At 66.5% G+C, this 1,910-nt stretch carries 2 protein-coding genes and 1 pseudogene; all 3 read right to left on the minus strand.

Features of this window, described 5'->3' with window-relative positions; all coding sequences use genetic code 11:
- A pseudogene (locus G4D87_RS37185) lies at positions 1 to 247 on the minus strand (hypothetical protein); the annotation flags it as partial.
- Between the two features lie 555 nt (positions 248 to 802).
- Positions 803 to 1,288, minus strand: coding sequence for an SRPBCC family protein (locus tag G4D87_RS37190; RefSeq protein WP_275902331.1), 486 nt, complete (start codon positions 1,286 to 1,288; stop codon positions 803 to 805).
- Between the two features lie 4 nt (positions 1,289 to 1,292).
- Entirely contained in the window at positions 1,293 to 1,646 is a 354-nt protein-coding gene (locus G4D87_RS37195; RefSeq protein WP_163787507.1) for an ArsR/SmtB family transcription factor, read from the minus strand.
- Positions 1,647 to 1,910: the final 264 nt, after the last annotated feature.

Raw genomic sequence — 1,910 nt, forward strand, 5'->3', positions numbered from 1 at the left:
CGCCCACGCGGCGCAGCAGCACGTAGCGCCCCACGCGTGCTCCAGGCCCCGGTGTCCCTCCCTGCCGAGTCGCCGCCAGGGGGCCCCTGCCTTCCGGGGACGGGACTCCGTCTCCCCTGAGGCCTGCCACCACCGCGCAACATGCCGCGCACCCATCCAGGTGGGCCTCCAGGCGGGCCACGGCCTTCGCGGACAGGCGCTCCTGCTCCCAGTCCAGCAACTCGTTCTCGTCAGGACACGGAGTCATGAGGAAGTCCGTCAGACCGACTCAGCCGGAAGTCTAGCCCACCAGGAAACCCGGCTGGAATGTGGAGGACTTCCCGTGGGGCCGAGGCCGACCTCGGCATCTCCTTTCGAGCTGGGCCTGCCGTTATTACCAAGATTTACATGGCGGCAAGGGGAGCTGGTTTTGCTTGCTGAAAATTTCGCCAGGATTGCAACAGAAGCGGGTGAAGGGCCTCCTGGGATGTTCGTGGGCTCCTCCGAAGCTGCAACAGACCCGAGGAGTGACAGACCGGAGGGGTTTGGCTGAATCAGGTGGAACCGAAGGCTGGCGGTGGAGGACGGCGTGTTCTCGCGAGCCCTGGGAGATGCGCGCCGTCCGACCGCGCTGCTGGTGCTCGAAAGAAACGCCAGGCACCCGGCTGGGGCGAGACGCGCGAGAAGTGACGCGCGCGCTTGTCGGCAGACATGCGTGGAAGGCCCTGGCGCCCCCGGTACCGTCTTCGGCCCATTGGAGAGGACCGGGAGAGACACGGTGGCGCGACGAGGTATAGCCGCAGCGGGAGAACGGCGCACCGGCTCAGTCGAGGCCCGGCGACGACACGAGCGCGTCGAGCTGCTCCATCGTTTCGCGCAAGCCGTGCTCCATGCCGGACGCGAGGACGGCCTCCCGCACTTCCTTCGACGGATACAGCTCTCGCGAGACCATGTGTGTCTTTCCATCGCGCTCGTCGAAGGTGACGGTGATGGTGACCGAACCCGCGTCCGCCATCGGCTCGAAGACCTGCGTGTACACGAGCCGCGAGGGCGGAGTGATTTCCGTGTACTGGCCGGAGAAGGCCACCTCCCCGCCGTCCGGATTGCGCAGCACGTAGCGGTAACCGCCGCCAACGCGCACGTCCGCCTCGCAGCTCGCCATGGTGACGCAGAGGGCCTTCGGCGCCCACCAACGCTTCACCAGGTCCGCGCGAGTCCACGCGTCGAACACGATGCGCGCGGGCGCATTGAACTTGCGAGAAATGACGATGGTGCGGTCCGACTCCAACTCCACTGACGTAAGGCTCATCACTTCATCCCTTCTTCTTTCGAGCATGTCGCTGCGCTGTTTCCAGGTCCTGCGTCTTGAGCTCTTCGAGGAGCGAGTCGAGCTGTCCCAGCCGCTCGTCCCAGATGTCGCGGTAGCGCTCCAGCCACGCGTTCAGCTCGCGCAGCGGCTCGGGCCGCAGGCCGTAGAGACGCTGCTGGGCGCGCGCCTCTACGTCCACCAGCCGGGCCTGCTTCAGCACGCGCAGGTGCTTCGACACTTGCGGCTGGTTCAGGTGCAGCGCTTCTCCAATGGCACCCACCGAGCGAGCGCCCCCCAACAGGTATTCCACGATGCGAAAGCGGTTCGGGTCGGCGAGCGCCGTGAAGGTCTCAATCACGAGGACATATATTCCATGCGGGGAATATGTCCGTCAAGGAATATGCGCGGGCAAGCCGAGTCGAGAGTTCGAACCGCGGGCCGTGGCGTCGGCGGAGGAGTCCGCCGCGGACTGAAGGCCCTGGGCGTGCGCCCACGCACCAGGGCCTCCTTGCTCGCGTTCTCGTTCAGCGCGAGGGCGGTGCCCCCGATTTCCTCTTCGCCCGCGAGCGTGAGAGGACGAAGAGGCCGCCAGCCACCGCGAGGAACAACTGCCCCGTACCCG

This window comes from Myxococcus vastator, from assembly GCF_010894475.1.
Taxonomy (GTDB): domain Bacteria; phylum Myxococcota; class Myxococcia; order Myxococcales; family Myxococcaceae; genus Myxococcus; species Myxococcus vastator.

Excerpts from the sequence above, each read along its gene's own strand:
- G4D87_RS37190 (WP_275902331.1), bottom strand. The coding sequence starts at position 1,288 with ATGAGCCTTACGTCAGTGGAGTTGGAGTCGGACCGCACCATCGTCATT.